The sequence below is a fragment of the Phyllobacterium sp. LjRoot231 genome (assembly GCF_964253365.1).
GTDB lineage: Bacteria > Pseudomonadota > Alphaproteobacteria > Rhizobiales > Rhizobiaceae > Phyllobacterium.
Map to the genome: position 1 here is coordinate 1890023 of NZ_CAXUQT020000001.1, position 25442 is coordinate 1915464.

At 56.0% G+C, this 25442-nt stretch carries 22 protein-coding genes; 14 read left to right on the top strand and 8 right to left on the bottom strand.

Annotated elements, in window-relative coordinates; genetic code table 11:
- Positions 1-41 precede the first annotated feature (41 nt).
- The 7 genes from ACSQ3H_RS09295 (at position 42) to ACSQ3H_RS09325 (ending at position 9666) form a co-directional block, all read left to right on the top strand.
- Positions 42-1721 (top strand): formate--tetrahydrofolate ligase, encoded by a 1680-nt coding sequence (locus ACSQ3H_RS09295; protein ID WP_436116790.1) that lies wholly within the window; start codon positions 42-44, stop codon positions 1719-1721.
- 233 nt (positions 1722-1954) lie between these two features.
- A complete protein-coding gene (locus ACSQ3H_RS09300; protein WP_436119395.1) occupies positions 1955-4138 on the top strand; it encodes an anthranilate synthase in 2184 nt (727 codons plus the stop codon).
- Entirely contained in the window at positions 4135-5043 is a 909-nt protein-coding gene (locus tag ACSQ3H_RS09305; RefSeq protein ID WP_436116791.1) for a cation diffusion facilitator family transporter, read from the top strand. Before ACSQ3H_RS09300 ends, ACSQ3H_RS09305 begins: the two co-directional genes overlap by 4 nt.
- A 26-nt stretch (positions 5044-5069) precedes the next feature.
- Positions 5070-5651, top strand: a complete 582-nt coding sequence (locus tag ACSQ3H_RS09310; protein ID WP_436116792.1) for an NUDIX domain-containing protein — start codon at positions 5070-5072, stop codon at positions 5649-5651.
- 291 nt (positions 5652-5942) lie between these two features.
- Positions 5943-6893, top strand: coding sequence for an alpha/beta hydrolase (locus ACSQ3H_RS09315; RefSeq protein ID WP_436116793.1), 951 nt, complete (start codon positions 5943-5945; stop codon positions 6891-6893).
- Between the two features lie 298 nt (positions 6894-7191).
- A complete protein-coding gene (gene leuA, locus ACSQ3H_RS09320; RefSeq protein ID WP_436116794.1) occupies positions 7192-8889 on the top strand; it encodes a 2-isopropylmalate synthase in 1698 nt (565 codons plus the stop codon).
- Between the two features lie 126 nt (positions 8890-9015).
- Positions 9016-9666, top strand: coding sequence for a hypothetical protein (locus tag ACSQ3H_RS09325; RefSeq protein ID WP_436116795.1), 651 nt, complete (start codon positions 9016-9018; stop codon positions 9664-9666).
- A 3-nt stretch (positions 9667-9669) separates the two neighbouring features.
- On the opposite strand, the gene ACSQ3H_RS09330 is transcribed toward ACSQ3H_RS09325, so the two are convergent.
- The gene (locus ACSQ3H_RS09330) at positions 9670-10593 is read right to left on the bottom strand and encodes a metallophosphoesterase family protein (RefSeq protein WP_436116796.1); all 924 of its coding nucleotides are present in this window, start codon (positions 10591-10593) and stop codon (positions 9670-9672) included.
- 85 nt (positions 10594-10678) lie between these two features.
- Between ACSQ3H_RS09330 and ACSQ3H_RS09335 the strand changes: the two genes are divergently transcribed.
- Entirely contained in the window at positions 10679-11149 is a 471-nt protein-coding gene (locus tag ACSQ3H_RS09335; RefSeq protein WP_436116797.1) for an NUDIX domain-containing protein, read from the top strand.
- A 3-nt stretch (positions 11150-11152) separates the two neighbouring features.
- On the opposite strand, the gene ACSQ3H_RS09340 is transcribed toward ACSQ3H_RS09335, so the two are convergent.
- Positions 11153-12130 carry a glutathione S-transferase family protein gene (locus tag ACSQ3H_RS09340; RefSeq protein WP_436116798.1) on the bottom strand — a complete coding sequence of 326 codons (978 nt, stop codon included), beginning with the start codon at positions 12128-12130 and terminating at the stop codon, positions 11153-11155.
- A 323-nt stretch (positions 12131-12453) separates the two neighbouring features.
- On the opposite strand from ACSQ3H_RS09340, the gene ACSQ3H_RS09345 reads away from it, so the two are divergent.
- Positions 12454-12966 carry a GNAT family N-acetyltransferase gene (locus ACSQ3H_RS09345; RefSeq protein WP_436116799.1) on the top strand — a complete coding sequence of 171 codons (513 nt, stop codon included), beginning with the start codon at positions 12454-12456 and terminating at the stop codon, positions 12964-12966.
- 3 nt (positions 12967-12969) lie between these two features.
- Here ACSQ3H_RS09345 and ACSQ3H_RS09350 read toward each other — a convergent pair whose 3' ends face one another.
- Genes ACSQ3H_RS09350 through ACSQ3H_RS09365 form a run of 4 tightly spaced genes read right to left on the bottom strand, consistent with a single transcriptional unit; the run spans position 12970 to position 19804 of the window.
- Positions 12970-15045, bottom strand: coding sequence for a hypothetical protein (locus ACSQ3H_RS09350; protein ID WP_436119396.1), 2076 nt, complete (start codon positions 15043-15045; stop codon positions 12970-12972).
- 9 nt (positions 15046-15054) lie between these two features.
- Complete coding sequence (locus tag ACSQ3H_RS09355) at positions 15055-17886, bottom strand: DUF4159 domain-containing protein (RefSeq protein WP_436116800.1); 2832 nt, start codon at positions 17884-17886, stop codon at positions 15055-15057.
- A complete protein-coding gene (locus ACSQ3H_RS09360) occupies positions 17883-18797 on the bottom strand; it encodes a DUF58 domain-containing protein (protein ID WP_436116801.1) in 915 nt (304 codons plus the stop codon). The genes ACSQ3H_RS09355 and ACSQ3H_RS09360 overlap by 4 nt, the downstream gene beginning before the upstream one ends.
- Positions 18797-19804: an AAA family ATPase gene (locus tag ACSQ3H_RS09365; protein ID WP_436116802.1), complete on the bottom strand. Its 1008-nt coding sequence runs from the start codon at positions 19802-19804 to the stop codon at positions 18797-18799. The genes ACSQ3H_RS09360 and ACSQ3H_RS09365 overlap by 1 nt, the downstream gene beginning before the upstream one ends.
- A 138-nt stretch (positions 19805-19942) precedes the next feature.
- On the opposite strand from ACSQ3H_RS09365, the gene ACSQ3H_RS09370 reads away from it, so the two are divergent.
- The 3 genes from ACSQ3H_RS09370 to ACSQ3H_RS09380 are packed head-to-tail and all read left to right on the top strand — an operon-like array spanning position 19943 to position 22457.
- Positions 19943-20551 (top strand): DUF1285 domain-containing protein, encoded by a 609-nt coding sequence (locus ACSQ3H_RS09370; protein WP_436116803.1) that lies wholly within the window; start codon positions 19943-19945, stop codon positions 20549-20551.
- Positions 20548-21189, top strand: a complete 642-nt coding sequence (locus ACSQ3H_RS09375; protein WP_436116804.1) for a CoA pyrophosphatase — start codon at positions 20548-20550, stop codon at positions 21187-21189. Before ACSQ3H_RS09370 ends, ACSQ3H_RS09375 begins: the two co-directional genes overlap by 4 nt.
- The gene (locus ACSQ3H_RS09380; RefSeq protein ID WP_436116805.1) at positions 21186-22457 is read left to right on the top strand and encodes a CCA tRNA nucleotidyltransferase; all 1272 of its coding nucleotides are present in this window, start codon (positions 21186-21188) and stop codon (positions 22455-22457) included. The genes ACSQ3H_RS09375 and ACSQ3H_RS09380 overlap by 4 nt, the downstream gene beginning before the upstream one ends.
- On the opposite strand, the gene ACSQ3H_RS09385 is transcribed toward ACSQ3H_RS09380, so the two are convergent.
- Together ACSQ3H_RS09385 and hemF are read right to left on the bottom strand one after the other, a co-directional pair.
- Complete coding sequence (locus tag ACSQ3H_RS09385) at positions 22458-22640, bottom strand: DUF1059 domain-containing protein (protein WP_436116806.1); 183 nt, start codon at positions 22638-22640, stop codon at positions 22458-22460. It lies immediately after the preceding gene.
- A 124-nt stretch (positions 22641-22764) separates the two neighbouring features.
- On the bottom strand, positions 22765-23679 hold the full coding sequence (hemF, locus tag ACSQ3H_RS09390) for an oxygen-dependent coproporphyrinogen oxidase (RefSeq protein ID WP_436116807.1): 915 nt from the start codon (positions 23677-23679) through the stop codon (positions 22765-22767).
- 155 nt (positions 23680-23834) lie between these two features.
- On the opposite strand from hemF, the gene ACSQ3H_RS09395 reads away from it, so the two are divergent.
- Positions 23835-24107 (top strand): hypothetical protein, encoded by a 273-nt coding sequence (locus ACSQ3H_RS09395; RefSeq protein WP_112530662.1) that lies wholly within the window; start codon positions 23835-23837, stop codon positions 24105-24107.
- A 221-nt stretch (positions 24108-24328) separates the two neighbouring features.
- Positions 24329-25432, top strand: coding sequence for an ABC transporter substrate-binding protein (locus ACSQ3H_RS09400; RefSeq protein WP_436116808.1), 1104 nt, complete (start codon positions 24329-24331; stop codon positions 25430-25432).
- The last annotated feature ends 10 nt before the right edge of the window (positions 25433-25442 follow it).

Sequence of the window (25442 nt, forward strand, 5' to 3'; positions counted from 1 at the left end):
TAGAATGCTATTTGACGTACTTCCGATAGGGGGAAACGCCGATGGCTATCGTCAAATCCGATATTGAGATTGCGCGCTCTGCGGCGAAAAAGCCGGTGCTGGAGATCGGCGCGAAGATCGGCATACCACCCGAACATCTCGCTCCCTATGGATATGACAAGGCCAAGCTTTCGGCGGAGTTCATCCGTTCGAAGCGTGGCGCCAAGGACGGCAAACTCATTTTGGTGACAGCCGTGAGCCCCACACCGGCCGGCGAAGGCAAGACCACGACGACTGTCGGGCTTGGCGACGGGCTTAACCGCATTGGCAAAAAGGCCATCGTCTGCATTCGTGAAGCTTCACTCGGTCCTTGTTTCGGTACCAAGGGTGGTGCCGCGGGTGGCGGCTATGCGCAGGTCATTCCGATGGAAGATATCAACCTGCATTTCACCGGCGATTTCCACGCCGTTACAGCCGCGCATAATCTGCTCGCGGCGATGATCGACAACCACGTCTACTGGGGCAACGAGCTCAATCTCGATACGCGCCGTATAACCTGGCGGCGGGTCATGGACATGAATGACCGGGCCTTGCGCGACATCGCGTCATCGCTTGGCGGCGTTGCCAACGGGTTCCCACGGGAATCGGGTTTTGATATCACGGTTGCCTCCGAAGTCATGGCGATCCTTTGCCTTGCCAACGATCTCAACGATCTGGAACAGCGGCTGGGCGAAATCATCATCGGTTATCGTTTTAACAAGACCCCGGTCTATGCCCGTGATCTCAAGGCTGACAAGGCAATGGCCGTCCTGCTCAAGGATGCGATGCAGCCCAATTTGGTGCAGACGCTGGAAAACAACCCGGCCTTCGTGCATGGTGGCCCGTTCGCCAACATCGCGCATGGCTGCAATTCAGTCGTTGCCACCACGACGGCGCTGAAACTCGCCGACTATGTGGTGACGGAAGCTGGTTTCGGTGCCGATCTTGGCGCAGAAAAATTCTTCGACATCAAATGCCGCAAGGCGGGGCTGAAACCGGCCGCGGCTGTCATCGTTGCGACCGTACGCGCCATGAAAATGCATGGCGGCGTGGCTAAAGAGGATCTGGGCCAGGAAAATATCGCCGCCATCAAAGCGGGCTGCGCCAACCTTGGTCGTCATATGGAAAATGTCCGGCAGTTTGGTGTGCCCGTGGTTGTAGCGATCAATCATTTTACTGCGGATACTGAAGCAGAGATTCAAGCGGTGAAGGCTTTCGTCGTTGCCCATGGCGCTGAAGCCATTCTTTGCAAGCACTGGGCGCAAGGGTCAGCCGGCATCGAAGAACTGGCGCACAAGGTTGTTGCATTGGCTGAAAGCGGCTCGGCGCAGTTTTCGCCGCTCTATGAAGATGAACTGTCACTGTTCGACAAGATCGAGACTATCGTCAAGCGCATCTATCGAGGTGCAGAAGCGGATGCGGATGCCAGCGTGCGCGAACAATTGCGGCAGTGGGAAGATGCTGGATACGGCAATCTTCCGGTGTGCATGGCAAAGACCCAATATTCGTTCTCAACCGATCCGCATTTGCGTGGCGCGCCGGTCAATCACGTCGTCCATGTTCGCGAAGTGCGTTTGTCGGCCGGTGCCGGATTCATCGTGGCAATCTGCGGTGAGATCATGACCATGCCGGGCCTGCCAAAGTCGCCTTCGGCTGAGCGAATCCATCTGAACGGACATGGCTTGATTGAGGGACTTTTCTAGACGTCGGCTCAAACTATCATTTTTGCTGTTGCAAGCGACGTTGCGTAACGCTAACAATCACGGCCATGAACACGCGCATTCTTTCAAATGGCTGGTGGTGGGCTCGCTGATAGCGGCCACGCAGCCTTTTGCATGTTTGTGAAAAGGGAACAGGGCCGCGACGGGTTTTCCGGGCGGCCTTTTTGTTTGACCGCCAGAAGCCCGCAACGCCAGATGCAACAAAGGAATTGATGATGCATAGAATTGAGGGCGACGTGGAGATATTCGACACCAAGGGCGGTGTCACGATTACGCGGTCACGTATTGCAACGGCCTATGCCAGCGCGATTGACGGTTATGTCGACGCGCTCGACGAGCGGCGGGGCGCTGTTTTCTCGTCAAACTACGAATATCCAGGCCGTTATACCCGCTGGGATACGGCAATTGTGGACCCGCCGGTGGTGATCACATCGAACGGTCGTCATATGACGATTGAAGCGCTGAACAAGCGCGGCGAAGTTTTGTTGATGCCCATCAGGCAAGCAATCGCGGCGCTTGAGGAGGTGTCCATCACCGCGGCAAATGCGACCAGGCTTGAACTCGAGATTGCGCTGCCGAGCCGCCACTTCACCGAAGAAGAGCGTTCGCGCATTCCTTCGGTGTTCACGGTCCTGCGCGGCATTGTTGGTCTGTTTTTTACCGAAGACGACGCCAATCTCGGTCTCTATGGCGCCTTCGGTTACGATCTGGCGTTCCAGTTCGACACCGTCCAATACAAGTTGAAACGTCCGGACGATCAGCGTGATATCGTTCTGTACCTGCCCGACGAAATTCTCGTCGTCGATCACCATGCCGCCAAGGCATGGCTCGATCGTTACGAGTATGCCTTCGATGGCGTCTCGACGGAGGGGCTTGCACGCGATACGGCGGTGAATCCCTTCATGCCTACAGACAAGATTCCAGGGCGGGGTGATTACAATCCGGGCGAATATGCTGAATTGGTCAAGAAGGCCAAGGAAAGCTTCATGCGTGGTGATCTCTTTGAAGTCGTTCCGGGCCAAACCTTTTACGAGCGATGCGAGACCAAGCCGTCGGTCATTTCGCGGCGTTTGAAAGCCATCAATCCGTCACCCTATTCGTTCTATATCAACCTCGGCGACAACGAATATCTTGTGGGTGCTTCGCCGGAAATGTTCGTGCGGGTGGTTGGCCGTCGCATAGAGACCTGTCCGATTTCGGGTACGATCAAGCGCGGCGAAGATGCGATTGCCGACAGCGAGCAGATCATCAAGCTGCTGAATTCGAAAAAGGACGAATCCGAGCTTACCATGTGCTCGGATGTCGATCGCAACGACAAAAGCCGTGTGTGCGAGCCCGGTTCCGTCCGCGTCATCGGCCGCCGCCAGATCGAAATGTATTCGCGTCTGATCCATACGGTCGATCACATCGAAGGCCGTTTGCGTGAAGACATGGATGCGTTTGACGGGTTCTTGTCGCACGCTTGGGCTGTGACGGTAACCGGTGCACCGAAGCTCTGGGCTATGCGTTTCATCGAAGAAAACGAGCGGAGCCCGCGCGCTTGGTATGGCGGTGCCATCGGAATGGTCAATTTCAATGGCGACATGAATACGGGCCTGACGCTTCGCACTATCCGCATCAAGGATGGGATCGCGCAGGTCCGTGCTGGTGCGACTTTGCTCTATGATTCAATCCCGGAAGAGGAAGAAGCTGAGACCGAGCTCAAGGCTTCGGCGATGATCGCTGCGGTTCGCGATGCCCACAAGAGCAATATCCTGCCCGAAGAACGCGCAGTCGCTCGGGTGGGTGAGGGATTGTCAATCCTGCTGGTCGATCACGAGGATTCGTTTGTCCACACCTTGGCCAATTATTTCCGCCAGACCGGAGCAACAGTGACGACCGTGCGTACGCCGGTTGCCGACGAAATCTTTGACCGGATCAAGCCGGATTTGGTGGTGCTATCGCCAGGCCCAGGTACGCCGGAAGATTTCGACTGCAAGGCGACGATCAAAAAAGCCCGCAAGCGTGAGTTGCCGATCTTTGGTGTCTGTCTCGGCTTGCAAGCGCTTGCCGAGGCCTATGGCGGATCGCTGCGACAACTGCATGTTCCGATGCACGGCAAACCCTCGCGCATCCGCATTACCAAGCAGGGCAAGATTTTCTCGGGTCTGCCCAAGGAAGTCACTGTGGGCCGCTATCACTCGATCTTCGCCGATCCTGTTCGCCTGCCGGACGAGTTCATCGTTACCGCAGAAACGGAAGACGGCGTCATCATGGCGTTCGAGCATAGGAGCGAGCCGATCGCCGCTGTGCAATTTCATCCGGAATCGATCATGACACTCGGTCACAACGCTGGTATGCGGATGATCGAGAATGTTGTGGCGCACCTGCCACGTCGCGCAAAGATACGAGCAGCATGACAGAAAACACCACAGTTCAGCGCATCGCGTTCTGGTCGATTTTCATCGGGATCACCGTGCTCGCGCTGAAATATGGTGCCTATTACGTCACAGGCTCTGTCGCGCTCTATTCCGATGCACTGGAATCGATCGTCAATGTGGTGGCCGCAATGGCCGCCTGGTGGGCGATCCGGGTCAGCTACAAGCCCGCCGATCAAAATCATCCTTTTGGGCACCATAAAGCCGAGTACTTTTCCGCCGTGCTCGAAGGGGTGCTGATCGTCGTGGCTGCGCTACTGATCCTGAGGGAAGTGTGGGTCGCCTGGGAGACGCCCCGGACGTTGGAGCAGCCATGGCTTGGTCTTGCGATCAACGGCGGTGCATCGATCATCAACGCGTTCTGGGCTTCTTTGCTCATCAACCGCGGACGCAAACACAAATCCCCGGCATTGCTGGCCGACGGCAAGCACATCATGACCGATGTGGTGACCTCTGCCGGCGTATTTGCCGGTTTGGTCGGTGCTGTCCTGACCGGGTGGACGATCCTCGATCCGCTGCTTGCCGTCATTGTCGCGCTCAACATCCTATGGCAGGGATGGAGTGTGATCGGCAATTCCGTGCAGGGCTTGATGGATATGGGCGTGGCGACGGAAGAAACGATGCGCATCCGTGATGTCATTTCGGCCAATGCCGGTGGGGCGCTTGAGGTTCATGATCTGAAGACACGTATCGCCGGTCGTGTAACCTTTATCGAATTTCATCTGGTGGTTGAGGCGAACATGAGCGTCGGCGATGCACACATCATTTGCGACCGTATCGAAAACGCCTTGATGGAACAGATCCCGGACGCCAGTGTGGTCATCCATGTCGAACCCGAAGACGAGGCAAAACTGCCCATCGGCACAGCGGCCGTTCCTTTCGCGTAACCATTCCATTTTTGCCGGAGTTTCACATGAGCGATAGTCCCGTCCGGATGAAATCAGTCGAGCTGCTCTCCGATAATTGGGGGATGCTGAAGAAATACAGCTATGATTTCGTACGGCGCGACGGACAAACGGAACCGCACACCCGGGAAGTCTATGATCGCGGTAACGGGGCTGTCGTATTACCCTACGACCCAGCCCGTGGAACGGTACTGCTCATCAGGCAATTCCGCCTGCCAGCCTTTGTGACGGGACATGACCCGATGCTGATCGAAGCCTGCGCCGGTCTGCTTGATGACAATGATGCGGAGACAACGGCACGCAAGGAAACCGAAGAAGAACTCGGTTATCGTTTGCGCGATATCGAGCGCGTCTTCGACGTTTTCATGAGCCCTGGTAGCGTCACCGAGCGCCTGGTATTTTTCATTGCAGCTTATGATGCATCGGATCGCATTTCCGATGGGGGCGGTCACGAAGGCGAGGGTGAGGATATCGAGGTACTGGAGATGACACTGGACGAGGCGTTGGCCCTGGTCCGCCAGCATCAGATCGTTGATGCCAAGACGATCATGCTATTGCAGCATGTGAAGCTGAATGATCTTATTTCCTGATTTTCTCATGAAATTCGATGCAGACCCGCAACATTTTGTAACGGATTGTTTCAGCCAGTCATGATTTCGTTACAATTGTGTTGACATAAATACGTTGCCGGGTGACATGTCACTCAGCAATGCGAAATCTCCATCATGACGACGCGCCAAAGCGCAAAGTCCGGGGAAGCGATTTTGGCAAAAGCGTCATTTCCCTCATTGAGAAATGATCGCCAATACGCATGGCAGCGCCCAGCGGACGACCGCGGCTGTTTACAATCTTAGTTAACCTTGATCTGCCAGGATTAACGTATGGGGAAACTTTATATCTACGCGCTAATTGCAGGCCTTTCTATGATCGCGGCTGCGCATCCCGCAAATGCGCGCAATACAGCCGACTGCGACAAGCTGCAGTCCGGCAAAGCGGAAGTCTTGTTGAATACGGTTGATCCGCAACCCGATGTCGATAAAAATGGCAGTGCAGATACGTGCCCCCAAAAAGGCCAGGCGCTTTCGCAGACACCTGCGAAGGTTGCACCCGTCAATATCGCAACGACAGGCAGTGGCAGTATTTTGAAGAAAGCAATAAAAGGCGACATTCTCCCGCAGAGTGAAGGTTCGCTGCATGAGGATCTCGCATTCAAATACCGCATCTATCGTCCGGAAGCACAGAATGGAGACACGATGGTTCTCCTGCATGGCTCAGGCCAGGATGAAACGAGCCTCGTTTCCTTTGCTTCCAAGATCGCACCGAATGCTGTTCTACTCGCCGTGCGCGGGCGTGTAGTGCAGGATGGTTCGAATCGCTGGTATCGCCGGCTGACACCCATCAGTTTCGACCAGCAGGACATTCGATCCGAAGCAAAGGCTTTTGCTGAATTCCTGAAGCAGGCTACGCGGGAATACAAATTCGATCCCAACCGGACGACTTTCCTCGGCTATTCCAATGGCGCCAACCTGGTCAATGCCGTGATGATGCTGTACCCGGACTTGGTGAAACAAGCCGTTCTCTTGCGCTCCATGCCAGTCTTGACAGGGACCGTTGAGGCTAATCTTGCCAATGCCCGCGTGTTGACCGTTTCCGGCGCTTCGGATCAGCTTTATGCGCCCTATGCGCCTGCGCTTGAAGATCTGCTGCGCTCGCATGGAGCGCGGGTGGAAGCGCGTTCGATCAAGTCCGATCACGGTCTTGGCAAGGACGACGTGAAAGTCGTCAGCGAATGGCTGTCTGGTAGCGCAACGGCTCAGTTGAAGAAGAATTAAGCCTGCACCATTCCTCTTGCATCCGGCCGGACAGTCGTTTAATTGTCTGGCCATGAAAACGCGCCCGACACATCAGTCCTTTGCTCAGTCTGCTTATGCGGGCCTGACCAATCGCGCGTTTCTCCTTCCGCTTCTTCTCGGCCTTATCGGCGATCGCCGGGCTCGTTAAGGAGCGTCCGGCGGTCGAACTGGCTGCCAGGCTATCGCTCCTTATCCCTTTACAAGACAAATGTAACGCCTAAGAAGAGTGCCGAGATCGCGCCAGATTTATGCGCATCCGGCCGGAAACGAGAAGCAAATGACCGATATGATCCGACAGAATGCGGGCATGCCCGATGCCAGCAAGAAGTATGAACCCTATCCCTTCGTAGATTTGAAGGACCGGCAATGGCCCTCGAAACGAATCGAGAAGGCACCGATCTGGTGTTCCGTCGATTTGCGCGACGGTAATCAGGCGCTCATCGATCCGATGGGACACGACCGCAAGGTGCGCATGTTCGCGCTGTTGCTCGACATGGGATTCAAGGAAATCGAAATCGGTTTTCCTTCAGCCTCGCAGACGGATTTTGATTTCGCCCGCTGGTGCGTGGAAGAGGGTAATTCCGGGACGGATGTTTCGCTGCAGGTGTTGGTGCAATGCCGGCCGGAATTGATTACCCGTACGTTCGAGTCGTTGGAAGGCGCGCACAAACCGATCGTGCATTTTTACAATTCAACCAGTGAGTTGCAGCGCCGCGTGGTGTTCAACAAGGACGTTCAGGGCATCAAGACCATTGCCACAGACGCCGCCAAGATGATTACCGACATGGCGGCCAAAGCGGGTGGCGGCTACCGGTTCGAATATTCGCCGGAAAGCTTCACCGGCACCGAACTCGAAGTGGCGCTGGAAATCTGCAATGCGGTAACGGAAATCGTCAAGCCGACGCCGGATAACAAGTTGATCATCAACTTGCCTTCGACGGTGGAGATGTCCACGCCAAACATCTATGCGGATCGCATCGAATGGATGTGCCGCCAGCTCGACAACCGCGAAAACCTGATCATCTCCCTGCATCCGCATAATGATCGCGGCACGGGCGTTGCCACGACCGAACTCGGCTTGATGGCTGGTGCTGACCGTGTCGAAGGCACTTTGTTCGGTAATGGCGAACGAACCGGGAATGTCGATATCGTCACCTTGGCGCTGAACATGTTCACGCAAGGCGTCGATCCAGAACTCGACTGCTCCGACATCAACCGGATGAAGGAGGTCTACGAGTATTCCAACCAGTTGGTTATTCCGGAACGCCACCCCTATGTCGGCGAGCTGGTTTATACAGCATTCTCCGGGTCGCATCAGGACGCGATCAACAAGGGCATGAAGGCGATCAAGCAGGCCAACAAGACCTTGTGGGAAGTGCCCTACCTGCCTATCGATCCGCAGGATGTCGGGCGCAGCTACGAAGCAATCATCCGCATCAATTCGCAATCGGGCAAGGGCGGCATCGCCTATATTCTCCAAGCCGATTATGGCCTGAACCTGCCGCGCGGCATGCAGGTAGAGTTTCGCGAGGTCATTCAGCAGATCACGGATGAAGAAGGCAAGGAAATGCCCTCCAAGCGCATCTATGAGCGTTTCCAGGAACTCTATGTCGAACAGCCTGACGCTCGCCTGAAATTCGTCGACCACCACACCTATCCCGATACGGAGCGCAAGGGTGTGCGTGTGCTTTCTGCAGAGATTATTGATCGTGGCGAAACCAAAAGGATCGAGGGAAGGGGAACAGGCCCGGTCGATGGTTTCATCGATGCTCTCTCGCACTATCTTGGCATCAAACTGTCGGTTGTGAATTATTCGGAACACTCGCTCCAGCATGGTTCCGACGCGGCTGCCATCAGCTATATGGAAATTGAGCATCCGGCCGGTAAAATCTTCGGTGCAGGTATCAACAAGAACATTGTGACCGCGTCGCTTGAGGGCATTGTCTCGGCGGCAAATCGGATTATCGGAAAGTGATGAAGGGCCCCCTCGGGGCCTTCATTTATTCGGGGGAATGAAAATCAGTCCCGACAAGTTTCTGGTGCAATGGCCGGGACATATGGTTAATGATGTCCTAACCATAGCTCCATGCCGGAAACGCTTATGAGTGAGATGCGAGAAAAGATCACCGCCGTTGATGACCGGCGAAAACTTGCTGACGCCGTTCGGGGTGCGCAGGTTGCTGCTGCTGATCGCGGCGATGTCGTTGTCGATATGAAGGAAGCGGACCTCGCCCGGATCGAAATTCTCGCGCAGGATCTGAAGCCGGTATTTGATGATGTTCCCGCCGACGATCTGCAGTGGGATTTCGCAGTTTCGACCGGACAGCAACCCCGCTTGTGGATTGACTCCACCTCCCATGTGGTGATGGGCCGGGATCGCCGGACATATCGCTTCGTCCGGGACACAAGGCTTGGGCGGATCGTCGTGGCGGAATCGCCCGAAGTGCGGCCCGTATCGGATGCGGTGACCAACTATATCGCAGAGCGGATTGTCGAGCGCCAGCGCTTGATGGAGGGCGAGAGGATCAACCTTCGCCCTGCCGTCGTTTTAACTCATCAAGAAAATGAAAACCCCGGTTCAACTGAGCATGCATTGGTTCGGCCACCGGTAGTTTCTTCCCCTTCAACGCGTCCCTCGCGATCGGTTTTGAGCGAACTCATCACCGTAGTAACCTGGTTCGTCATCGGCGCGCTGGCAGGGGCGGGAACACTCCTGGCTTTTTTCTGGGATCGATTATCGCAGTACTTTTGAGTGTCACACTGGAGCGAGGACAGCGCCGACTGCCAGATCGTGTTCGCGGATAGGCCGGATGGTCATCTGTTCGTCAACAACTCCGCGCTCGATCATGTGACACGACCAGCCGATATTGGTTTTGGCGATAGAAAACAGGTTGAACGCCGCAGGCGGTTTATGATTTCCAAAACTCTGGCTTGCCGACGGAACACAGATCACGGGGATTTTCCAGCTTGGACCATCAATCTCGTATCTGGTCGCGAGGTGTGTATGGCCGTGAAGTACCAATTCGCCGCCATGCTTGCGGACTGTTCGCTGAAAAAGACCAATGCCGAGCAGGCGCTTATGCGAAGGCGCCGCGCCGCGCACTGGCGGGTGGTGGATCATGATCACCCGAAACAGACCACGTTTGCCGGTTTCGTCAAGAATTTCACCCAGTTTCCGGGCTTGCCGTTCGCGAATATCGCCAGTTGCCATGAAAGGAGCGGTGGCGCGCGCGGAGGAGACGCCAATGAGAGCTATATCTCCGCGGACGCGCAGATATGGAAACTCCACAGGGCTGTTTGCCGCCACTTGCGCGTCGCCGCGCATCCAGGGTTGCCAAAAGCGGCGCGTCTTTTTCAGTGCGCCTGGCACGTAGGCGTCATGATTGCCGGGAACGACCGACACATCAGCAGGGTTGCCCAACGATTTGAGCCAGCGCTGTGCAGTCTCCAGTTCCTCGTCCAATGCAAGATTGACCAGATCGCCGGTGACGGCGATATGATCCGGTGCCTGTGCCTTCATATCGGCCACAAGAACATCCAATGTACCGCCGGTCATCGAACCTTCGCGGTTCGATCGCCAATTGATGTAGCCGGTGATGCGCTTGGAAATCAGCTCGCGCAAGGTCAGCGCGGGTAAAGGCGACAGGTGTATGTCGGAGATATGAGCGAGGTGGAACATCAACTCAGCTTTATGAGAGTATCGACGCGAAATCCAGTGATACAACCGTCGCACGCCGGAGCGGTTCCGGCCAAGGTCAGGCAGAATGGGTAAAAAGCGTTCAAAATGGCGTCATCGCCTGTTCCATACTTATTTCCTGCTTCGTCGACCTATGACGCTTGGAGCACGCGGCGTCGTTCTCGACGAGAAGGAGCAATCGGTATTTCTCATTCGCCACACTTATGTTCCCGGCTGGCAATTTCCGGGCGGCGGGGTGGAAACGGGCCATACGGTTGAACAGACGCTCAAGAAGGAATTGATGGAAGAGGGCAATATCGAGTTGACGGGCCGGCCGCAGCTTTTCGCCATCTATCACAATGCGCACGCGTCAAGACGCGATCACGTCGCGCTTTATATCTGCCGTTCCTTCCGCCAGACTGTTCCCTTCACTCCTAGTCGCGAAATCGCCGAAGCCGGGTTTTTCAAGCTCGATGCCCTGCCGAAGGATACCACACCGTCCACCCGGCGACGGCTCGCCGAGATTCTGGACGGTGCAGAGATTCCGCTTGACTGGTAGTGATCAGAATCGGTCGCGATCGTGTGGGGTTGCGTAGTCGAGCTCCGGTCCAACAGGAATTATCCCTGTTGGGTTGATAGTCTTGTGACTACCGTAATAATGCGCCTTGATGTGTTTCAGGTTCACTGTCGGGGCCACGCCCTGAACCTGATATAGTTCGCGCGTGTAATTCGACAGGTTCGGATAGTCGACGATGCGCTGACGATTGCATTTGAAATGACCGACATAGACCGGGTCGAAGCGCAGCAGGGTGGTGAACAGGCGCCAATCGGCTTCTGTTAGCTGATTGCCGACGAGATACCGCTGCCGGGACAGCCGTTCTTCTACGTGATCAAGTGCATTGAACAATTGCCCAAATGCCTCTTCATAGGCTTCCTGCGTCGTAGCAAATCCAGCCCGATAGACGCCATTGTTGATGTTCGGGTAGACCAGCGTGTTGATCTCATCGATTTCGCTGCGCAGAGCTTCGGGATAAAAATCGAGAGAGGCATCGCCGAAGTCGTTGAATGCAGAATTGAGCATCCGGATTATTTCCGAGGATTCATTGGAGACGATGGTATTTTGCTGTTTGTCCCAAAGAACCGGCACGGTCACGCGGCCCGAATAGTTGGGATCGGCGCGCGTGTAGATTTCATGCAAGCGCTTGTCGCCGAAGAGGTGGTCGGGTGTGGCGCCGTCCTTCTCGTAGAAAGTCCAGCCTTCCGCTCCCATGTAATGGTCGACGACTGACACCGAAATTACGTCCTGCAGTTGTTTGAGTGCGCGGAAAATGAGAGTGCGGTGCGCCCAGGGACAAGCATAGGAAACATAAAGGTGATAGCGGCCGGGTTCTGCCTTGAAGCCTGTTTTGCCGGTCGGTCCAGCGCTGCCGTCGGCGGTCACCCAATTGCGGAACTGCGACTCGGTACGGATGAAACGGCCGCCGCTGTCCGCTGTGTCGTACCACTGGTTATGCCACACGCCATCAATCAATAGACCCATATCATTTCTCCTGGACCACGCTGTGCGCTGGTCGACACAAGTGTTCGTTATCGAGTGTTATACCTAGGCTTTTATCGTCTCCGGTCCACCATCGGCCGGTGAACAGAGTGTCACTTTTTGCCCGGCAAATTGGATTTTCGGTTTACGTCTGTTTCGTTTGATGTTACGCGGACAAAAAAGGGAGACTTTTGTGGCAGGAATTCTGTTCATCCGACGATGAAACCCGAACCGGCGCTTAACCAAGCGGCGGAAGTTCCTGTATTGGCCAACGACCTCATCTGGTCCAGGCGATTATTCACCCCTTTTGAAAAAAGATATCCAACATGCTCACCCATGTCGTGACCTACGCACCGGAAGAACCGGTGCATGATGCTGCCATAGAAGACATCAACAAGGAAGCTTTCGGACCGGGACGGTTTGCTCGTGTTGCATACCGCATCCGCGAAGGTGGCCCGCATGATCGCAATCTTTCCTTCGTCGCATTGAACGGCGAGCATGTAGTAGGGTCGGTCCGGCTAACGCCTATCCAGATCGGCACGACATCGGCAATGCTTCTCGGCCCCTTGGCCGTACGTCCTGCATGGAAAAATCAGGGCATCGGTGCTGCGCTGATGCGCGCCAGCATGGAAGCGGCGCGTGTGGCAGGCCACCATCTGGTCATCCTTGTCGGTGATGAGCCGTATTATGCGCCGTTTGGCTTTCGCCCTATCCCGGGTCGTCTGATCGAGATGCCGGCGCCGGTGGACCCAGCCCGGTTTCTCGCCTGCGAACTTACACCGCGCTCCCTGCAGGATGTTCAGGGACGGGTACGCCACGCTGCCATGAGCGAACGGTAGGTGCTATTTGCCTTCGCGGTACCACATGCCGCCCAGCACCAGGATCATTGCTGCGAGGCCGAGGAAGCCCGAAAACAGCGGCAGGCGGTCAACGCTTTTGAGAACCGTCTCGTTGGTTGGGCGCAGTCCGATCCAGTTATCGCCGCTGGCGCTCGCCATGCCGCGAGAAGCTACGATATTCGGAACCTCGATCGTGTTCTGGTCAGCGGTTGCCCGTAGCCGGCGCGTACCACCGCCGGTTTCGCGTGCCAGTGGATCGAGCTTGGCGGTAGTGGAAACATTATCGCTGAATTCCGGTGCATCGACCGGTCCGACATGGGCGAGGGTCGTCAAATCGCCGTTGGCCACCTGATAGAGACCGATTTCATCGGTCGGCACTGAGGCTGTAAAGACGCCGGGCTCTGTTTCGGTAAGCGGAACAGACCTTGTCTTTCCCGATGGCGTGATGATGCTCGCGGGATTGGCTGTCTTCTGCATGGTCTGGCGGCGAATTTCGAGATTGCGGCCGCTGCCGGTCGCTGTCAGCGCTTCCTCTTCCAATTCGGGCTCTTTCATTAGCCAGTGGGCGATGCGCCGGTAGAGCGCGGCGTGCGGGCCGCCGCCTTCGAAACCGCGTGCCCAGAGCCAACCTTGATCGGAAAGGAACATGCCGACCCGACCTTCACCCACATGATTGAGCACCAGCAATGGTTTGTCGCCGGCATCCATAACCGTTGTGCCTTCTGGCTGATTGACGTCAATAACGCGGAACCAGCGACTCCAGTGTGGAGGCTCTTGCGTGCTCCCTTCCAGGCCCCGTGTTACCGGATGACGTTTGCCTTGTTCGCTCAGACGCGGATAGAAGGCCTTTTCTTCGATATTGCCGGTTGGTGTCGCGGGCAATACCGAAAGAAGCGGTGTATTGGCGATCGACATGTTGCCCGCATATTCGGGACCAGCGGCGATGAGGAGCGCGCCTCCCTTTTGAACGTAATCATTGATATAGTCGTAATAGAGCAGCGGCAGAACATCGCGGTGCTGGTAGCGGTCAAAAATGATGAGGTCAAATTGCTCGATCTTATCGACGAAGAGTTCGCGCGTTGGAAATGCGATCAGCGAAAGTTCGTTGATCGGAGTCGAATCCTGTTTTTCGGGCGGACGCAAAATCGTGAAATGAACCAGATCGACGGATGCATCGGATTTCAAAAGGTTGCGCCATGTACGCTCGCCATTGTGCGGTTCGCCCGAGACCAGCAGAACGCGCAGATTTTCGCGAATGCCGTCAACCATGGCAACGGCCCGATTGTTGACTTCCGTCAGTTCGTCTGGGACTGAATCGACGACGATCTCGACAATGTTTACGCCCGCACGGGGCAGCGTAACTTCCAGCGGCATCTCTTGGCCGATGATGGCGTCCTGGCTGTTAATCTCATCGCCGTTGACCCGCACGCGAACACGAGCACGGCCGCCTTGCGGTTCGCCCGATGCTGTCACCTTGTATGTCATTTCTTGCGGCTTGCCGGTCAACCCGAAACGTGGTGCGCGGACAAATTGGATGCGACGGTCGATCTCGCCGGGTGTGCCGGTGATTAGCCCATGCACCGGCGCGTTGAAACCGAGGCCGGCCGTATTGGCAGGGATATCATGGACTTGACCATCTGTGATCAGGATTGCGCCGCCGATACGCGCAGGCGGCACATCACGGAAAGCCCCGTTCAGCGCCTGGAACAGACGTGTAGACGTTGCATCGTCGTTTTCGTTAGCCTGACCGGTCTCGACGGTCCTGACCTCGAATTGCGGCAGCCGGCCAAGCTCCGTCTGCACCTGCTTAAGGGCCGCATCCGTATCTGCCGTGCGATTGCCGATATCCTGACTCTGGCTGCGGTCAGCAATGACCGCAACGACGCTCTTCAGTGGCTCGCGTTCCTCATTCACAACGATCGGGTTGAAAAGTGCCAGGGCAAATGCCGCAGCGGCCAACAACCGGATAAGGCTGCCGCGTTGGCGAAAATAGATTCCGGCCAGTGTCAAAGCAAACAGCGGCACGAGCAAAAGGGCTAGAAGCGTGTTTGAAACGAGAGGCTGGAAGTCCAATGACAGATACATGGCTTAGTTCCCCAAACGTTCGAGGAGGGCAGGCACATGCACCTGATCGGATTTGTAATTGCCGGTCAGCATATACATGACGATATTGATACCGGCGCGGTAGGCATAAACACGTTGCATCGGATCGTTGGGGATCGTCGGGTAGAGTGGAGACCCGTCGGCATTGGCCGCCCAGGCGCCAGCGAAATCATTGCCGGTTATCATGATGGGCGTGACACCATCTCCTGCTCGCACAGGCCGATCGGAGCGTGTCTCGGTCGAGAGCGAAGCCTGCACCCACAAGGGACTACCGCGATAGCGGCCAGGGAAATCCTGCAGAATGTAGAAGGATTTGGTCAGCACGTGGTCGCTGGGTACCGGCTCAAGCGGGGGTATGTTGAGCCCGGCAAGAATGTCACGCAGCCTTTGATTGGCGGGCGTGGTGGAGTTGTCAAAACTGATAGCGGCCGCATCCTGATCGCGCGTATCGAACAGCACTGTTCCGCCCTGCTGCATATATGCATCGATCTTGGCGATCGCCTCGGGTGCCGGCATTTTTGCGGCAGCATCGACAGGCCAATATATCAAGGGATAGAAGGCGAGTTCATCAGTCGCAGGATTGACGCCGATGGGTTCACCGGGCTCGAGAGCTGTGCTGTCGGAGAGGGCTTTCGACAGGCCGAGCAGACCCGCCTTGCTGACATCGTCAACAGCACCATCGCCAGTAATGACATAGGCGAGATGCGTGGCATTGACGGCATCCAGGATGGTTTGATCGCCGGGCTTGCTGTCATTTTGCTGGGCGTGCGCCAAAGAAGGACCAAAGGCAAGAATAGCCGGTAACAGCAGGATGGCCAGCGATGCCGCTGCAGTCGTGCGATATCGGCGACGCAGATGACCACCCAGCCAAAGTACGGCAATGGCATCCAGTGCCAGCAACAGCGCCGCAAGCGCCAAGAGTGGTCCACGCAACGGCAAGGATTCGTCCACCGCATAGCGCGCCGTCATCACTGGAAATGCCAGATCTGGCCTCACCAGTGGCTTGATCTCGCCATCAGGCTTGAAAAGGTTGAGCGCCGTCATGGCGCCCTCAACGCCGTAAAAGCCGGGAGGATTATCGAAACTCACCTGTGGACTTGCACCATTCCTGATGAGAAGCGGTCTGGTATCGCCGTTTGGCGGTGTCAGCGAGCCTTCGGCATTTAATGTGAGATAGGGTGGAAGGACGTGCGAGCCGCTTGCGGTATTATCATTCGCCAATGGTCCAGCGGCGTTGGACAATGAAACAAGACGGTGCAGCATGTCGACAAAACTGCCGCTGATCGGCAGGTTTGACCACGTGGCTTCAGGCGTTACGTGGAACAGTACCAACTGGCCACGCTCGCGTGTCTCGCCGGTTACGAGCGGCGTGCCGTCTGCGAGATTGGCCCAGCTCTTGTCGTAGAGGTCGGAGGATGGCTCCGCCAAAACCTGCCGTGTCACGGTCACATCTTGCGGAGTTGGCAGGCCTGCAAAGGGCCCGTTCTCCGGGAAGGCAGCAACCGGTTGCGATTCTTTCCACGACAACGTGCCGCCAAGGGATCGCTCGCCTTTACGCAAGGTCACGGGCAGCAATGGATCCTGATCGCTGTTACCTGCAAGGCGTGGTCCGGCAAAACGGATCAGCGTACCGCCCTTGTTGACCCAATCTGAAAGTGTTTGCTCAGTCTCCGGCGGTAGTTTACCGATATCCGCCATGATAAAAACAGAGGGTTTCTGTTCGAGGAGTTCGGGAACGGCGCGGACAAGTTCCGGGTTGCGAGGGCGCAGAAGATCGGCGAACGGCTCGAGCGCCCGCGAGATGTAATAGAGCGGTGAGAGTAATGGCTGTGACAGGTCTGCTTCTGATCCGGAAAGCAATGCGACGCGCCTGCGCTTGTTATTATCGTCAATGAGATAGGTAGCACCTGCCTGCGCAGTGCCGTCAACACGCAATGTGTGGAAGTCATTGCGCAATTCGTAAGGCGCGTTGATGACGGCTTCGCCGGTGGTCTCGCCGGCGGTAAAGACCAAACCGGTTTCAGCAATACGCCGGCCCTTCTCATCGAATGCACCTATAGTGATTCCGTTCTGCCCGCGATCATTGCTTGGCCGTACTGCACGAACAGTCAGGCCATTCGCGTTGTTGACGGCCTGACGAAGAGCGACCAGCGATGTTATAGACGGCTGGTACCAGATTATTGATGCGATGCCTGAACCTTCGAGCGACTTGACTGCTTCCGTTGCCTGTGGCGTGTCCACACCATCGTTGAGATAGGCAAGCCTTGTGCCGGACACGTTTGCCAGCGCCGTTTTCAACCGCGCAAACGCGGCCGGCCGGTCAACCGGGATTGGACGCACGGTCATAGCCCGGAGGCGTTCCAGCGCGGTATTGGCATCGAAAGGTCCGATATCTGTGTTGGCTTTTTCGGCCGTACCCAAAATGTAAATCAGCGCCCCGGAATTCTCGGCGTCAGAAATCAAACGCTCAGCAGTATCCTTGCGTGAACTCCATTCCTCGTTCGACGACCACCCATTGTCGAGGACTATTGCGACCGGGTCCTTGCCTGTCAGTGTTTCGGCTCGCGGATTCCATACAGGTTCAGCCAGCGCGAGAATAACGAAAGCCGCGAGCAACAGCCGCAGGAGCGTCATCCACCAAGGGCTTTTGTTGGGCGTCTCTTCCTTCTTGAGAAGTTGAGCAAGGATTTTCAGCGGGGGAAATATTTCCGTGACCGGACGGGGCGGGGTAACTCGCAAGAGCCACCAGATAATCGGAAGAGCGATGAGTCCGATAAGGATGGCAGGCGCGCCAAAGGCCAACGGGAGTGCATTCATGCGCCGTTCCCCTCGTGGCCAATATTGGCGGTCATGTTCATGTGGACTGACACGAGCGCGTCGGAAGCCAGACGGTCAGTGCGGTTGGTGGTATAACTCCAGCCGATCCGTCTGCAAAAGCCGCTGAGGGTTTCGCGCCGAGCGTAGAACAAACGCCGATAGTCGTCGGCATAGTCCTCAGCGCGCCCGAATGTTAGAGACGCACCGGTTTCAGGGTCGACGAATTCGGTGCGCCGTTTGTAGGGAAAATCTTCTTCGGCTGGATCATAGACCTCTATCAAATGCGCACGAGCGCCTGCTTGAACCAATTGCTGGAGAAGAGCCAGCGTATCTTCCACGGGCTCAAGAAAATCGCTGACAAGAACTACATCGGAAAAGCGCCGCACTTTGCTCAGGTCAGGCCTGGCAGGCAGATTTGTCGTGTGCGCGAGCAGGGTCGCGAGGCGTTCCGCTCCATTTCGAGCAGATAAGGGATCTGCCACACCGGGAAAGCCTATTCGCTCACCGCTGCGTGATAGAAGTTCGTCCAGCGCCAAAACGAGTACGAGCGCGCGCGATTCTTTCGACACATGCGCCTGTTCCGACTTGTAGAGCATGGAAGGCGAAGGATCAGCCCACAGCCACACGGTATGAGCTGCTTCCCATTCCTGATCGCGGATATATGTGCGATCATCGCGAGCTGAGCGCCGCCAGTCGATACGCGAGACGGCCTCACCTTGAGCGTATGGCCGAAACTGCCAGAAAGTTTCACCAACGCCACTCTTGCGCCGGCCATGCCAGCCGGTGTTGACGGTGTTGAGAATACGGCGCGCTTCGACCAGAAGGTCAGGCAGCAGAGCGGCACGCTGGCGGGCGCGCGCAAGCGCATCACCTGTCTCGGCTCTTTGAACCTGCGTGCCAATTGCTGCCATTAGAAAGCAACTTTTGTAAGGTTGCCAATAACATCGCGTACATTCATTCCGTCGGCACGCGCAGCGAATGTCAGCGCCATCCGGTGCTGCAAAACTGGTTCCGCGAGAGCCTTCACGTCGTCTACCGACGGAGCGAGCCGGCCATCATAGAGCGCGCGTGCGCGAGCACAGAGCATCAAAGCCTGGCTGGCGCGAGGACCCGGACCCCAGGAGATGAACGTCTTAGCAATGTCATTGTCGGCTCCCGGACGAGCGGAACGAACAAGCTTGAGAATAGCGTCGACTACACCTTCTGGTACCGGCATGCGGCGGATAAGCTGTTGCATATCGCGCAGGCGCTCTGCATCAATGGTCCTTTCCGCTTTGGCATCGGATGTGCCGGTGGTCTCGAGAAGCACGCGGCGTTCAGCTTCGAGTTCTGGATAGAGAATATCGATCTGCATCAAAAACCGATCGAGCTGCGCTTCTGGCAGCGGATAGGTCCCTTCCTGCTCAAGCGGATTCTGCGTCGCAAGCACATGGAACGGCTGGGGCAAATCATGCCGCTCGCCCGCAATCGTAACGTGATATTCCTGCATGGCCTGTAGAAGCGCCGACTGCGTGCGGGGCGATGCGCGGTTTATTTCGTCGGCCATGAGCAATTGAGCGAAAACCGGCCCTTTGACATAACGAAAATAGCGCTTGCCATTGTCATCCTGTTCCATGACCTCGGAGCCGAGGATATCCGATGGCATGAGATCCGGCGTGAACTGAATGCGGCGGTCATCGAGCCCGAGAACAGTCCCCAATGTTTCCACCAGCTTTGTCTTGGCGAGACCCGGGACACCAACAAGGAGAGCATGTCCGCCTGCCAGCAGCGCCACAAGGGTTCGTTCGATGACACTTTCCTGTCCAAAGATAACAGTTCCAATGCCCGTCTTTATCTTTGCAATGTCTGCCAGCGCTTTCTCGGCCTCGGCAATCATTGCCTTGGGATCGGACGGTACCTCAGGTTTAATCATGGTCATGGGTTCACCTCACCGCTGGTATCTGCACAGAGTCTCTCTTAAATGACTCTAACGTAAAACGACTCTAAGTCACTATGACATGCTGACAAGCGGTCCAACGTTGACTATTTCGTGACGTATACAGAAAAAAGGCAGGCCATGGCAGGATCAGAGGACACTCTAGGGGATGCAGCAGGGCTCGAAGCGCTGATCTCTCGTGCTGCTACGCCGGGCAAAGGCCTGCCACCGGTTGATAAGTGGAATCCCGATTTTTGCGGTGATCTCGATATGGAGATCAAGGCCGACGGAACTTGGTTCTATATGGGTACTCCGATAGGGCGGCAGCCGCTCGTGCGTCTGTTCTCCACTGTCCTGCGCAAGGACGCCGACGGAAGGACCTATCTCGTGACACCGGTCGAAAAGGTGGGGATCCGTGTCGAGGATGCGCCTTTTCTGGCGGTCGAACTCGATGTGTCTGGTGAGGGAGATGAGCGGGTCATGACGTTTCGCACAAATGTTGGTGATATCATTGAGGCGAGTGCCGAAAATCCGCTGCGGTTTGTCATCGATACAATCAATGGCGGGCTAAAACCTTATCTCTCGGTGCGGGGGCGCCTCGAGGCGTTACTTGCACGCCCAGTGATGTATGAACTGGTCAGTCATGGCGAGGAACTTACCATCGACGAAAAGCCCATGTTCGCCGTCCGATCAAAGGGGGCAGTGTTCCCGATCATGTCGTCGGGCGAATTGGAAGTACAAAGCCAATGAGCCAGACCAAATCATTGGATGAGGGCTTTTCCGCCCGCGCCTTTGCAAAACGTGTGGCGCTCAAGGGCAAGGAAACACTGGATCAGGATCGCGGCGATCATTTGCTCAATCCTGAACTTGATGCGGTGATCGCAGCAAATCCATTACGCGACGCGGCGGTACTTGTTCCGATTGTCGATCGCGGCGACGAGGCGAGCGTGATCCTCACTCTGCGCAATGCTAATATGCGCAAACATTCGGGGCAGGTGGCCTTTCCGGGTGGTGCGATTGATCCTGAAGACGATTACGAGCCGGAGAAAGCGGCACTGCGCGAGGCGCACGAGGAAATCGGGCTCGAGGGTCGCCATGTGGAGGTCATAGGGCGGCTGCCGCGCTATCTGACCACGACCGGCTATTCGATCACGCCGGTACTCGGACTGGTTCATCCGCCATTTGAACTAACCCCGAACCCTGATGAAGTCGCCGATGTGTTCGAAGTTCCTTTGTCATTCCTGATGAATCCTGGCAATCATCGCCGTGAAAGCCGGATATGGCAGGACAAGGAACGATTCTACTATACGATGCCATTCGGCGATCGCTTCATCTGGGGTGTCACGGCAGGCATTATTCGTACACTGTATGAAAGGCTCTATTCTTGAGCAGGACTGTTTCGATTGCTGACAAGGCCGCATGGCTGAAAGAAAGCTCCGTGCAAAAGCTGCTTGCTGTACTCGCTGCTGAAGGCGAGGCTGCTCGCGTTGTTGGTGGTGCGGTAAGGAATACGCTTCTGGGGCAAGAGGTCAGCGATATTGATATCGCAACGACCTGTCTGCCGGAGGAGACATTGCGGCGCGCGGCAGATGCCGGCTTCAAGGTAGTTCCGACCGGCATCGACCATGGCACGATCACGGTTATCGCTGACGGCCGGCCATTCGAAGTGACGACCTTGCGTGCCGATGTCGAGACCGATGGAAGGCATGCGGAGGTTGCCTATGGCCGCGACTGGCAGGTCGATGCGAACCGGCGCGACTTCACTATAAACGCTTTGTACGTCGAGGCGGATGGTACCATCGTCGATCTCGTTGGCGGGCTGGCAGACATTGAAAGTCGCACGCTGCGCTTCATCGGCGATCCGGAGCAACGTATTCGCGAAGACTATCTGCGTATTTTGAGGTTTTTCCGGTTTTTTGCCTGGTACGGAAAGGGCAGGCCCGAAAGCGAAGGCCTGAAGGCATGCGCGCGCCTGAAGGACGGGCTTGCCCGGCTTTCGGCTGAACGTATCTGGTCGGAACTGAAGAAATTGCTGGCTGCACCTGACCCTTCGCGCGCTCTCTTGTGGATGCGGCAGGCTGGCGTTCTGACAGCGGTTTTGCCGGAAAGCGAAAAGTGGGGCATTGATACGATCCACTCTTTGGTGAAGGCGGAACGGGACCTTCATTGGGAGATAGATCCACTTTTGCGCCTGGCTAGTATGATCCCGCCGCAAGCCGGCCGCATCGCAGAAATGGCGTCGCGGCTGAAACTTTCCAACAGCGAGCGCGCACGTCTGGAGGCCTGGGCTGAAACGGCAATGCCGCAACCGGAGATTTCCGAGACCGGATTTGCGAAGAAACTCTACTGCAGTGATAAACAGGGCATGCGTGATCGCCTTCGTCTCGCGTTGGTTTCCGCACGTGCGGATGCTGTCAATGACAACAATGCGATGATGCGCGCGGGACACCTGTCCAAATTGCTGGAATTTCTTGACTATTACGAGAAGCCAAAGTTTCCGGTATCCGGAGGCGATCTCGTCGCTGCTGGTCTCCAAAAGGGACCAGAAATCGGCAAAGTGCAACGCGCACTGGAGGATGAATGGATCGAGTCCGGCTTCACCCTTGAGCGCGATGCACTGCTTGCCAAAATCTCTAGTTACGCAGGAAAAGTCTGATCAGGCCGCCTGACCTCTCGAGGGCTGGATATTTGCCTTGATGGTTTCGAGCATGGGCTCGCGAATAACCGTTTCACCATGGGTTTCACGCAAATGCTCAGTGGCGCGGCGAATGATTTCAGCTTCGGTGTCGTGACGTGTATGCCACTGGCAACCGGGAACAATGCAATGAAGTTCTTTCATGGCTTTCTCTCCCTGTTGTAAGCCCGCAAAAAATGCGTGCTTTGTTCACAACAGCGCGGCCCCTTCGCCGCACCAGCGGATAGCATAACGCATCAAGCGGCGGATTGATCCCTTAAATATCCAGTCATGGCCATTTGACCGTAGGTGGCATCGACGAGAGAATGGAATCGACATTCCCGCCGGTCTTCAAGCCGAAGATTGTGCCGCGATCATAGAGCAGGTTGAATTCGACATAGCGGCCACGGCGGACAAGCTGTTCCTGACGGTCGGCATCTGTCCAGTCGTGATTGAAATTCTGCCGCACGAGATAGGGGTAGACCACCGAAAAGGCCCGGCCTACATCGCGTGTGAAATTGAAATCGGCAGCATAGCCGCCATTTTCTTCTGAAGAATGCAGCCAGTCATAGAAAATTCCGCCCGTCCCGCGTGGCTCCTTGCGATGAGGAAGGTAGAAGTACTCGTCGCACCACGCTTTGAATTTCTCATGATCCGCGACGGCGGAGTGCTTGTCGCAAACAAACTTCATCGCCTTGTGGAAAGCGAGTGTATCAGGGTCTTCCTGATTGCGCTTGCGATCAAGAACTGGCGTAAGGTCAGCCCCACCGCCGAACCATTGCCTCGTCGTTACCACCATGCGCGTATTCATGTGTACAGCAGGGACAAACGGACTTTGAGGATGAGCGATCAGCGAGATTCCTGACGCCCAAAAACGGGGATCCTCGTCAGCTCCCGGTATTTGTTTGCGGAATTCCTGCGAGAACTCGCCGTGGACCGTGGACGTGTGAACGCCAACCTTTTCAAAAACGCGGCCGTGCATCACCGACATCAAACCGCCGCCGCCCTTGCCATCGTCGCGTTGCCACGGTGTTTGCTTGAAGCGACCGGGCGTACGGTCGGAAAGTGGTCCGTCCAGTTCGTCTTCTAACTGCTCGAAACTCGCGCAAATCTTGTCGCGCAATTCCATAAACCAGGCAGTGGCATCGGCTTTCTTGTCGTCGAGCGCTTCGGGAAGAACGGCGGGGATATCTGGACGGTCCATGGCAAAGAATCCTTTTTCGCCTGGACATTATCACATCAACTTGAAGCCAAAAGGAAGGACCTCCCGCTCATTCGGTCTATCCATAAAAAAATGACTCGTTTTCCGGCTGTACTGCACCTAATCTTATTATCATAGGGTTCAGTGAGGGATACGAGATGGTCTCCAAAGCACCCCGGTCGCAATATCCAAAGCCGCCGCTTGACGGTTTGCGAAAAAGACTGAAGGAAAGCCGCGAAGCTCCGAGCCAGCAACGTGGTGCATTTGTTCGCGAGAGTTTTAAACTGCCGCGTCTCGCGGCGCGCGAAAAGGCACGCGAATGGTTTGAGCAGTATCCCAAAGCCGCCTATTGGACCGAAATTGAGAGCTGGTATGAGCGTCCTGGAGATATCATCGAATTCACGATGCGCCGCTTGCCAAACGCAGATTGAAAATACGATAATTCCGCGATTCAACAATAAAATTGATCTTCTTTTTCAAATAACTGATTGTTTCGGCCAAAAACGGTCCCAGTTTCTGAAAATTCTTCGGATTTTCTTCCATTTCTTCAGAATTTCGAGTGATCGTGGCTGACAGCCATTTCCAAAGACAGTAGAACTTTGCCAGCACCGGAGAATCTTCCGGACGCATAAGAAAATCTAAGGAGGACACAATGCGCTTATCATTGATCTCTGGCGTAGCGTTGGTCGCTGTCATGGCGGTGACGTCGTTTGCCAAAGCCGACATCGTCGTCGGAATTATCGCCCCCGTGACCGGGCCCGTCGCGGCCTATGGCCTGCAGGTTAAGAATGGCGTCGAAAGCGCTGCCGAAGCCATCAATGCAGCAGGCGGCATCAAAGGCGAAAAGATCGTAACGAAGGTCTTTGACGATGCCGGTGAGCCAAAGCAGGGCGTGTCGGTTGCCAACCAGGTGGTTGGTGAAGGCATCAAGTTCGTGGTTGGCCCGGTGACATCCGGTGTTGCAATGCCGGTTTCAGACGTTTTGGCTGAAAATGGTATTGTCATGGTCACTCCGACGGCTACCACACCGGACTTGACGACACGTGGGCTCGAAACCGTGTTCCGCACATGCGGCCGCGACGATCAGCAAGCCGATGTTGCGGGGAAGTACATGCTCGAAAAGTTCAAGGACAAGCGCATCGCTATCGTCTACGACAAAACGCCGTATGGCACCGGTATCGCAAATGGCCTGAAGGCCGTGCTTAACAAGGGCGGTGTCACCGAGGTCGTTTTTGAAGGCATCAATGCCGGCGAAAAGGACTACAGCGCGCTCATCACCCGCATCAAGTCCGAAAAAGCCGACGTGATCTACTTCGGCGGTTATCATGCTGAAGGCGGTCTGATCGCCCGTCAATTGAACGATCAGGGCATCAAGGCTCAGATCATTGGCCCCGATGGCCTGTCGAACACCGAATATTGGGCAATTGGCGGCGAGGCCGCAGCGGGTACATTGTTCACCAACAGTGCCGATCCAACCAAAAATCCCGCTGCGGCGAAGGTCGTGGAAGCGCTTCAGGCTAAAAACATTCCGGCTGAAGCATTCACGCTCAACGCCTATGCTGCCCTGCAAGTGATCGCTGGAGGTATCGAGAAGGCTGGCTCGGCTGAACCAACTGAAGTTGCGGCAAAGATCAAGTCGGGTGAAGCATTCCCGACCGTAGCAGGCGATCTCAGCTATTCCAGCACGGGAGATTTGAACACGCCTGCTTTCGTCTTCTACAAGTGGGAAGGCGGCAAGGCCACCCAGATAGACTGACACGCAAGTC

What these genes read in the sequence shown, in the direction of transcription:
- ACSQ3H_RS09385 (WP_436116806.1), bottom strand. Translation starts at nt 22,640, where the DNA reads ATGAAAGAACTTCATTGCATTGTTCCCGGTTGCCAGTGGCATACACGT.
- ACSQ3H_RS09330 (WP_436116796.1), bottom strand. Translation starts at nt 10,593, where the DNA reads ATGTTCCACCTCGCTCATATCTCCGACATACACCTGTCGCCTTTACCC.
- ACSQ3H_RS09315 (WP_436116793.1), top strand. Translation starts at nt 5,943, where the DNA reads ATGGGGAAACTTTATATCTACGCGCTAATTGCAGGCCTTTCTATGATC.
- ACSQ3H_RS09305 (WP_436116791.1), top strand. Translation starts at nt 4,135, where the DNA reads ATGACAGAAAACACCACAGTTCAGCGCATCGCGTTCTGGTCGATTTTC.
- ACSQ3H_RS09300 (WP_436119395.1), top strand. Translation starts at nt 1,955, where the DNA reads ATGCATAGAATTGAGGGCGACGTGGAGATATTCGACACCAAGGGCGGT.
- ACSQ3H_RS09400 (WP_436116808.1), top strand. Translation starts at nt 24,329, where the DNA reads ATGCGCTTATCATTGATCTCTGGCGTAGCGTTGGTCGCTGTCATGGCG.
- ACSQ3H_RS09340 (WP_436116798.1), bottom strand. Translation starts at nt 12,130, where the DNA reads ATGGGTCTATTGATTGATGGCGTGTGGCATAACCAGTGGTACGACACA.
- ACSQ3H_RS09335 (WP_436116797.1), top strand. Translation starts at nt 10,679, where the DNA reads ATGGGTAAAAAGCGTTCAAAATGGCGTCATCGCCTGTTCCATACTTAT.
- leuA (WP_436116794.1), top strand. Translation starts at nt 7,192, where the DNA reads ATGACCGATATGATCCGACAGAATGCGGGCATGCCCGATGCCAGCAAG.
- hemF (WP_436116807.1), bottom strand. Translation starts at nt 23,679, where the DNA reads ATGGACCGTCCAGATATCCCCGCCGTTCTTCCCGAAGCGCTCGACGAC.
- ACSQ3H_RS09295 (WP_436116790.1), top strand. Translation starts at nt 42, where the DNA reads ATGGCTATCGTCAAATCCGATATTGAGATTGCGCGCTCTGCGGCGAAA.
- ACSQ3H_RS09365 (WP_436116802.1), bottom strand. Translation starts at nt 19,804, where the DNA reads ATGACCATGATTAAACCTGAGGTACCGTCCGATCCCAAGGCAATGATT.
- ACSQ3H_RS09360 (WP_436116801.1), bottom strand. Translation starts at nt 18,797, where the DNA reads ATGGCAGCAATTGGCACGCAGGTTCAAAGAGCCGAGACAGGTGATGCG.
- ACSQ3H_RS09355 (WP_436116800.1), bottom strand. Translation starts at nt 17,886, where the DNA reads ATGAATGCACTCCCGTTGGCCTTTGGCGCGCCTGCCATCCTTATCGGA.
- ACSQ3H_RS09375 (WP_436116804.1), top strand. Translation starts at nt 20,548, where the DNA reads ATGAGCCAGACCAAATCATTGGATGAGGGCTTTTCCGCCCGCGCCTTT.
- ACSQ3H_RS09325 (WP_436116795.1), top strand. Translation starts at nt 9,016, where the DNA reads ATGAGTGAGATGCGAGAAAAGATCACCGCCGTTGATGACCGGCGAAAA.
- ACSQ3H_RS09345 (WP_436116799.1), top strand. Translation starts at nt 12,454, where the DNA reads ATGCTCACCCATGTCGTGACCTACGCACCGGAAGAACCGGTGCATGAT.
- ACSQ3H_RS09310 (WP_436116792.1), top strand. Translation starts at nt 5,070, where the DNA reads ATGAGCGATAGTCCCGTCCGGATGAAATCAGTCGAGCTGCTCTCCGAT.
- ACSQ3H_RS09370 (WP_436116803.1), top strand. Translation starts at nt 19,943, where the DNA reads ATGGCAGGATCAGAGGACACTCTAGGGGATGCAGCAGGGCTCGAAGCG.
- ACSQ3H_RS09395 (WP_112530662.1), top strand. Translation starts at nt 23,835, where the DNA reads ATGGTCTCCAAAGCACCCCGGTCGCAATATCCAAAGCCGCCGCTTGAC.